This is a genomic window from Micrococcus sp. HSID17227, assembly GCF_003989405.1.
GTDB lineage: Bacteria > Actinomycetota > Actinomycetes > Actinomycetales > Micrococcaceae > Micrococcus > Micrococcus luteus.
In genome coordinates, this window is sequence record NZ_RBLN01000096.1 from 1 (window position 1) to 7,653 (window position 7,653).

9 protein-coding genes are annotated in these 7,653 nt (G+C 72.0%); 4 read left to right on the forward strand and 5 right to left on the reverse strand.

Annotated elements, in window-relative coordinates:
- Positions 1 to 734: GNAT family N-acetyltransferase (locus D8M29_RS06585; RefSeq protein ID WP_127445859.1), on the forward strand; the 734-nt coding region annotated here is incomplete at its 5' end.
- A 74-nt stretch (positions 735 to 808) separates the two neighbouring features.
- On the opposite strand, the gene zapE is transcribed toward D8M29_RS06585, so the two are convergent.
- Positions 809 to 1,864 (reverse strand): cell division protein ZapE, encoded by a 1,056-nt coding sequence (gene zapE / locus D8M29_RS06590; protein ID WP_080981737.1) that lies wholly within the window; start codon positions 1,862 to 1,864, stop codon positions 809 to 811.
- 223 nt (positions 1,865 to 2,087) lie between these two features.
- Between zapE and D8M29_RS06595 the strand changes: the two genes are divergently transcribed.
- Genes D8M29_RS06595 through D8M29_RS06605 form a run of 3 tightly spaced genes read left to right on the forward strand, consistent with a single transcriptional unit; the run spans position 2,088 to position 4,003 of the window.
- The gene (locus D8M29_RS06595; protein ID WP_044659665.1) at positions 2,088 to 2,981 is read left to right on the forward strand and encodes a sulfurtransferase; all 894 of its coding nucleotides are present in this window, start codon (positions 2,088 to 2,090) and stop codon (positions 2,979 to 2,981) included.
- Between the two features lie 37 nt (positions 2,982 to 3,018).
- Entirely contained in the window at positions 3,019 to 3,477 is a 459-nt protein-coding gene (locus tag D8M29_RS06600; protein WP_004167585.1) for a SufE family protein, read from the forward strand.
- 7 nt (positions 3,478 to 3,484) lie between these two features.
- On the forward strand, positions 3,485 to 4,003 hold the full coding sequence (locus tag D8M29_RS06605) for an aminoacyl-tRNA deacylase (RefSeq protein ID WP_044659664.1): 519 nt from the start codon (positions 3,485 to 3,487) through the stop codon (positions 4,001 to 4,003).
- Positions 4,004 to 4,028: 25 nt separating this feature from the next.
- Here D8M29_RS06605 and pgsA read toward each other — a convergent pair whose 3' ends face one another.
- The 4 genes from pgsA to D8M29_RS06625 all read right to left on the reverse strand — a co-directional run.
- Positions 4,029 to 4,640, reverse strand: a complete 612-nt coding sequence (pgsA, locus tag D8M29_RS06610; RefSeq protein ID WP_044659663.1) for a phosphatidylinositol phosphate synthase — start codon at positions 4,638 to 4,640, stop codon at positions 4,029 to 4,031.
- Positions 4,640 to 5,320, reverse strand: a complete 681-nt coding sequence (locus D8M29_RS06615) for an HIT domain-containing protein (protein ID WP_044659662.1) — start codon at positions 5,318 to 5,320, stop codon at positions 4,640 to 4,642. Before D8M29_RS06615 ends, pgsA begins: the two co-directional genes overlap by 1 nt.
- Complete coding sequence (gene thrS, locus D8M29_RS06620; RefSeq protein WP_044659661.1) at positions 5,317 to 7,335, reverse strand: threonine--tRNA ligase; 2,019 nt, start codon at positions 7,333 to 7,335, stop codon at positions 5,317 to 5,319. Before thrS ends, D8M29_RS06615 begins: the two co-directional genes overlap by 4 nt.
- 109 nt (positions 7,336 to 7,444) lie before the next feature.
- A partial coding sequence (locus D8M29_RS06625) for a hypothetical protein (protein WP_202975950.1) occupies positions 7,445 to 7,653 on the reverse strand: 209 nt, incomplete at its 5' end.

The following is a 7,653-nucleotide window of genomic DNA, read 5'->3' on the forward strand; positions in this document are numbered from 1 at the left end:
TGGTCGTGTTCGACCTCGGCGACCGCACCCGCAGCCGGTGGGTCGTCCCGTTCGGCGCCTCCGGTCTCGGAGGCGGGCACGTGACGGATCAGCTGGACGCGTGGGCCGCCGGCCGCCTGCTGCCCGTGCCGTCCGGTCCCGTCCCCCCGTCCGCCGGCAGCGGCGTCGCACCCGCCCGCTCCGTCCCCGGCGGGGCCCCTCCGGGACGCATCGTGGCCGAGGTCGGCGTCGGGGCGTTGGGCCTGACCATGACGCGCGTCCGCCCGGCCCTGGACGCCCCGCTGATCCACGCACTCGTCACGGAGCCGCGGGCGGAGTTCTACGGGATGCGCGGGCACAGCGTGCAGGACGTCGAGGAGGTCTACGACTTCCTCGAGTTCCAGCCCACCCACGCGAACCACCTCGTGTGGCACGGCGGGACCCTCGTGGCCCTCGTGCAGACCTACGACCCTCGCGCGGAGGAGGTCGGCGGCGCCTACGAGGTGCGGGACGGGGACCTCGGATTCCATTTCATCACCGCCCCCGGCGGCCTGCAGGGGCGCGCCCGCGCCACGGCCTACCGGAGCATTGTGGACTGGTTGGGCGCACGCCCCGGCACGCGTCGGCTCGTGATCGAGCCGGACGTCCGCAACACGCGGGCCGTGAAGACCGCCCGGGCTCTGGGCTTCACGGTGGACCGGGAGGTCGAGCTGCCGGGCAAGCGGGCGGCGCTGTGCTTCCGCGCCGTGCACTGACCCTGCCCCGCACACGGCGACGGCGCGCACCCGCCTCGGTGCGCGCCGTCGTCGTGCCGGTCAGGGGCGGTGGCTCACTTGTGCTCGGCCACGCCCGTCTGGCCCTCCCGGACCAGGGCGGTCATGCGGGAGACCGTGCGGAAGTACTTCTTCATGTAGCCGCCGTGCATCATCTCCTGCGTGAACAGGGCGTCGAAGGGCACACCGGAGGCGAGGACGGGCACGTCCTTGTCGTACAGGCGATCCGCGAACACCACGAAGCGCAGGGCCGTGGCCTGCTCCGTGATGGTGTGCACGTCGTGGAGGGCGAGCACGTCCACGTCCTTGACGAGCTCGCGGTAGCGGGAGGGATGCACGCGGGAGAGCATCGCGGTGAGGTCCGCGAAGTCGTCCACGGCGAGCACACCCGCGTCGGGGAAGTTCTCCTGGGCGGTGGCCTCGACGGCGGCGTCGTCCAGCGGCGACGGGGCGGCGGAGAGGCCGCGGTGGCGGTAGTCCTCGCCGTCCACGCGGATGACCTCGAACTGGTCGGCCAGGACCTGGATCTCGCGCTTGAAGTCCTGCGCCGCGAAGCGCCCCTCGCCGAGCGAGCCCGGCAGGGTGTTGGAGGTCGCCACCAGGCGCACGCCGGCGTCGGCCAGCTCGCGCATGAGGCGGGACATCAGCACGGTGTCCCCCGGGTCGTCGAGCTCGAACTCGTCGATGCACACGAGGGTGTACTCCTTGAGCTCGTCCACCGCCTTGCGGAAGGACAGGGCGCCCACGAGGTTGGTGTACTCCACGAACGTGCCGAACGCCTTGGGCCCGGGGGCCGCGTGCCACGTCGAGGCCAGCAGGTGGGTCTTGCCGACGCCGAAACCGCCGTCGAGGTAGATGCCGGCCGGCCCTGCCGCCCGCTTCTTCCCGCCGAACAGGCCGCCGAGGAACCCGCCGCCCGAACCGCCCCGGCCGAGGTCTGCCGCGAACCGGCGCAGCCGCTCCACGGCCTGTGCCTGCGAGGGGTGCGCGGGGTCCGGGATGTAGGTGTCGAAGGACACCGTGCCGAAGCGGTACGACGGGTGGAAGCCGGACAACAGCTGGTCCGGGGTGACCTGCGGCGAACGGTCGGCGAGGTGGACGATCTGAGCCACGGGACACTCCCAGGGTCGACGACGGGGATTCCGGGCCATGCTATCGGGCCGCGGACCCGACCCATGTGACCTCGCGTGTCCCGGACTGAGGGGCCCCTACCCTCTTACGTGACACCGACGTGCCGTAATCTGGCGCGCAGGGCACGGACACGGAACCCGCCGTCGTCGTGCCGCCCGCCCCGGGCCCGTGCGGGCCCGCCCCGACGCGAAGGAAGGCAGTGCCATGACCGATACCGCCGCGAAGTTCTCCGAGTACGCCCACCCCGAGAAGCTGGTGTCCACGCAGTGGGTCGCCGACCATGTCGGCGACGAGGACGTCGTGGTCCTCGAGTCCAACGAGGACGCTCTCCTCTACTCCACCGGCCACATCCCCGGCGCCCAACGCGTCGACTGGCACACCGAGCTCAACGACCCCGTCACCCGCGACTTCGTCGGCCCCGAGGCCTTCGCCGAGTTCGCCGCCTCCAAGGGGATCTCCCGGGACACCACCGTGGTGTTCTACGGCGACAAGTCCAACTGGTGGGCCGCCTACGCCCTGTGGGTGTTCACCCTCTACGGCCATGAGGACCTGCGCCTGATGGACGGCGGCCGTGACAAGTGGATCGCGGAGGGACGCGAGACCACCCGCGAGGTCCCGACCGTGGCCCGCGCCGAGTACCCGGTGATCGAGCGCGACGACCACACAGATCGTGCCGCCCGCGAGGACGTCCTGCAGGCCATCGGGACCACCCCGCTGATCGACGTCCGCTCCCGTCCCGAGTACACGGGCGAGACCACGCACATGGCCGGCTACCCGCAGGAGGGCACCCTGCGCGGCGGCCACATCCCCACGGCGGCGTCCGTGCCGTGGGCGTCCGCGGCCAACGAGGACGGCACCTTCAAGTCCCGCGCCGAGCTGGAGCAGGTCTATCGCGCCGGCGCCGGGCTGCAGGAGGGTGACGACGTGATCGCCTACTGCCGCATCGGCGAGCGGTCCTCCCACACCTGGTTCGTGCTCAAGTACCTGCTCGGCCACGAGGACGTCCGCAACTACGACGGCTCCTGGACCGAGTGGGGCAACGCCGTGCGCCTGCCGATCGCCGTCGGCGAAGAGCCGGGCGAGGCCCCCGCGCGCTGAGCCCCCGGCACGGCGTGGATCACTAGACTGGGACACCATGACCGAGAACCACGCCGTGCCCGCCGCCCTGGCCGAGATCATCGACGACTTCGCCGGGGTGCCCGATCCCGAGAAGCTCGAGCTGCTGCTGGAATTCTCGGACGAGCTGCCGGCGCTGCCGGAGCGCTACGACGGCCACGAGGCCGAGATGGAGCAGGTCGTGGAGTGTCAGACCCCGCTGTTCCTGGCCGTGGAGCTCGAGGGTGAGCCCGGTCCGCAGGCCCCGGTCCGCCTCTTCATCACCGCTCCCCCGGAGGCGCCCACCACGCGCGGTTTCGCCTCCGTGCTCACCCAGGGCCTGGACGGGCTGAGCGCCCTCGAGGTCCTGGACGTGCCCGAGGACATCCCCACCCGCCTCGGTCTGGCCAAGGCCCTCACCCCCCTGCGCCTGCGCGGAATGTCCGCCATGCTCGGCCGCATCAAGCGCAACGTGCGCGAGCAGGCCGGGATCGCCTGAGTCCGCCGTGGGCCAGCGCAAGAAGGATCGCAGCGCCCGGCACGGGGCGGCCACACCGGCCGTCGCCGCCCTCGAGGCCGCCGGGGTCCCGTACCGGCTGCACACCTTCGACGTGGCCCTCGACGCCGGCGGCGAGCGGTTCGGCGTCCAGGTCGCCCGGGCGCTCAGCGTGCCCGCCGACCGACTGTTCAAGACGCTGATGGTGGCGGACCCCGACGGCGCGCTCGCCGCGTGCGTGGTGCCCGTGTCCGGTCAGCTGGACCTGCGGGCCGCCGCCGCGGTGCTGGGCGTCAAGCGACTCGCCCTGGCCGATCTGGCCGTCGTCGAACGCCGGACCGGCTACGTGCGGGGCGGCGTCTCTCCCCTGGGCCAGCGCCGGCCCCACCCCGTCGTCCTGGACTCCTCCGCCCTCGACGCGGAGCTCATGTACGTCTCCGGCGGGCAACGCGGCCTGGATGTGGAGATCGCGCCCGCCGACCTCGTGCAGGTGACGGGCGCCGTCGTCGCGGAGATCGCGGCGGACTGACGGGCGGGTCCTGCGGCCGGGCCGGTCAGACGTCGTCGCGCGCCTGGCGGCGCACCACAGCCATGCGCTGGCCGACGGTGACCAGGGAGGCTGCGGCGAGCAGCCCCAAGGTGACGGCCAGGACGACCGGGGGCAGACCGAGGCCGGTGAGGCCGGCGACCACGAGGGTGGCCACGAGCCGTTCGGCGCGCTCGGCGATGCCCACGTGCGCGTCCCAGCCGAGGGCCTCCGCCTTGGCGCGCACGTAGGAGACGAGCATGCCCAGGGCCAGGCAGGCCCCGGAGAGCGCGCCGACCGCGGGTGCGGCGCCGACTCCGAAGCCCCACAGGCACAGCCCGAGGAACACGGCCGCGTCCTGCACGCGGTCCAGGGTGGAGTCGAGGAACGCGCCCCAGCGGCCGGTGGACCCGGCCTCGCGCGCCATGATCCCGTCCACCAGGTCCGAGAACACGAACGCGGTGATGAAGAGCGTGCCCCAGAACAGGTGCCCCAGGGGGAAGAGCACGAGCGCGCCCAGGCTCACGCCGAGTGTGCCGACGACCGTCACGGTGTCCGGACTGACCCCGGCCCGCAGGAGCGTACGGGCCACCGGGGTGAACAGGCGGGTGGTGACGCCGCGCGCGTGACGGTCCAGCATCAGGCGGGGTCTCCGGCCCCCGGGCGAGGATGCTCGGCCGCGGCACGGGCGTTGGCCGCCCGGCGCGCGGCGTGGTCCCGGGCGGCCCGGTCCCAGACGCCCGCGAGGATCTGCCGGGTCTCCCCCAGGGTCTGCGACATGTTCTTGGTCCGAGCGATGATCGGCAGGAAGTTGCCGTCGCCGGTCCACCGCGGCACCACGTGCTGGTGCAGATGGGCCGCGATCCCGGCGCCGGCCACCGCCCCCTGGTTCATGCCGAGGTTGTAGCCGGACGCGCCGGCGGCCTGGCCGAGGGCGAGCATCGCCGTCTGGGTCAGCTCCGCCATCTCGGCGGCCTCCTCCGTGGTGGTGTCCGTGTACAGGGGCACGTGGCGGTAGGGGCAGACGAGCAGATGACCGGGGTTGTACGGGTACAGGTTCAGCACCACGTAGGCGGTGCGGCCGCGGTGGACGATGAGGGAGTCCTCATCGTCGCGCTGCGGGGCCGCACAGAACGGGCAGGTGTGCTCGTCCTTGACCTGGCCCGTCCCCTTGGACACGTACGCCATGCGGTGGGCGTTCCAGAACCGCTCGAAGGCGTCCGGGGCGCCGGGCAGCTCGAAGCCGTCCGTGGCGGCGGCGTCCGCCGACGCGCGGGCCTGCGCCCGCGCGTCGGATCCGCCGGTGCCGGGGCTGGTCATGGGGTGACCTCGCGCTCGCGCACCGCCTTCACGATGCGTTCGATCGCCTCCTCCACCGGCACGCCGTTGTCCTGGGTGCCGTCGCGGAAGCGGAAGGACACGGCGTTCGCCTCCCTGTCCTCGCCGCCGGCGATCAGCACGAACGGCGCCTTCTCCTTGGCCGCGGTGCGGATCTTCTTCGGGAAGCGGTCCGAGGAGTCGTCCAGGCGCGCCCGGATCCCCTCGGCACGCAGCTTCGCGACGACGTCGTCCAGGTAGTCGTTGAATGCCTCGGCCACCGGGATGGCCACGACCTGCTCCGGGGCAAGCCAGGCCGGGAACGCGCCGGCGTAGTGCTCGGTGAGGACGCCCAGGAAGCGCTCGATGGAGCCGAAGAGGGCGCGGTGGATCATCACGGGGCGCTGACGGGTGCCGTCGGCGGCCTGGTACTCGAGGTCGAAGCGCTCGGGCAGGTTGAAGTCCAGCTGGATGGTGGACATCTGCCACGTGCGGCCGATGGCGTCCCGGGCCTGGACCGAGATCTTCGGGCCGTAGAACGCGGCGCCGCCCGGATCCGGGACGAGCTGCAGACCGGAGGCCTCCGCGACCTCGGCGAGGGTGCGGGTGGCCTCCTCCCAGATCTCGTCGGAGCCGACGAACTTCTCCGGGTCCTTCGTGGAGAGCTCGAGGTAGAAGTCGTTGAGGCCGTAGTCCTTGAGCAGGTCGAGGACGAAGTTGAGCGTGGTGGTCAGCTCCTCCTTCATCTGCTCGCGGGTGCAGTAGATGTGGGCGTCGTCCTGGGTCATGCCGCGCACGCGCGTGAGCCCGTGGACCACGCCGGACTTCTCGTACCGGTACACGGAGCCGAACTCGAACAGCCGCAGCGGCAGCTCACGGTAGGACCGGCCGCGGGAGCGGTAGATCAGGTTGTGCATGGGGCAGTTCATCGGCTTGAGGTAGTAGTTCTGCCCCTGGCGCGTGATCTCGCCGGTCTCGGGATCACGGACCTCGTCGATGTGCATGGGCGGGAACATGCCGTCCGCGTACCAGTCGAGGTGGCCGGACACCTCGTAGAGGTGCTGCTTGGTGATGTGCGGGGTGTAGACGAACTCGTAGCCGGCCTCGGTGTGGCGCCGACGGGAGTAGTCCTCCATCTCCTTGCGGATGATGCCGCCGCGCGGGTGGAACACGGGCAGGCCGGAGCCGAGCTCGTCCGGGAAGGAGAAGAGATCCAGCTCGGCGCCGAGCTTGCGGTGGTCGCGGCGCTCGGCCTCGGCGAGGCGCTCCTGGTAGGCCTTGAGGTCGTCCTTGCTGGCCCAGGCGGTGCCGTAGATGCGCTGCAGCTGCTTGTTCTTCTCGTTGCCGAGCCAGTAGGCGGCGGCGGAGCGGGTGAGCGCGAAGCCGTTGCCGATGAGCTTGGTGGAGGGCAGGTGCGGGCCGCGGCAGAGGTCGCACCACACGGCGTCGCCGGTCTTGCGGTCCACGTTGTCGTAGATGGTGATCTCCCCGGCCCCGACCTCCACGGAGGCGCCCTCGCCGGCGGTGTCCGCGGCATCCTTCTTGCCGAGCAGCTCGAGCTTGTAGGGCTCGTCCGCCATCTCGGCGCGGGCGGTCTCCTCGTCCACGACGCGGCGGCGGAAGGTCTGGCCGGACTTCACGATCTTCTGCATGAGCGAGGAGATCTGCTTGAGGTCCTCGGGGGTGAAGGGCTCGTCGACGTCGAAGTCGAAGTAGAAGCCGTCCGTGATGTACGGGCCGATGCCGAGCTTGGCGCCCGGGCGCAGCTGCTGCACGGCCTGGGCCATCACGTGGGCGGTGGAGTGCCGCAGCACCTCGAGGCCCTCGGGCTCCGTGATGTCCACCGCTTCGACGGACGCGCCGGCAGGGATCTCCCGGGCCAGGTCCCAGAGCAGGCCGTCCACCCGCATGACGGCGGTGGTCGGCTTCTCGCGGAAGAGGTCGAGGCCGGTGGTGCCGTGCGTCACCTCCCGCAGCTCTCCGTCCACGGTCAGCAGGATGTTCTTCGGCTCCGACACGGTGCTCCTTCGAGGTCTGGCTTCGGGATCGGTGGCGTACGGGGGCCACCGTCGGCCGCGTCCCATTCTAGGGGCGCGGCCGGACGGCGGGGCACGGAGGCGGACGGTCTCATCTGTCCGGGGTGGGCAGCAGCTCCCACGTCTCCGGGTGGGGCACCGGGATCGGGGTGTGCTCCGGAGCGGGCCGATCGGGTGCCGTGCGGCCGGGGCGGGCCCCGCCGGCCGGCCCGACGTCGGTGCGCACCTTCACGGGCCAGCCGCCCGTGCCGTGGTGCGGGATGTCCGGCAGGGGCTGCGCTCCGGAACACACCCCGATCC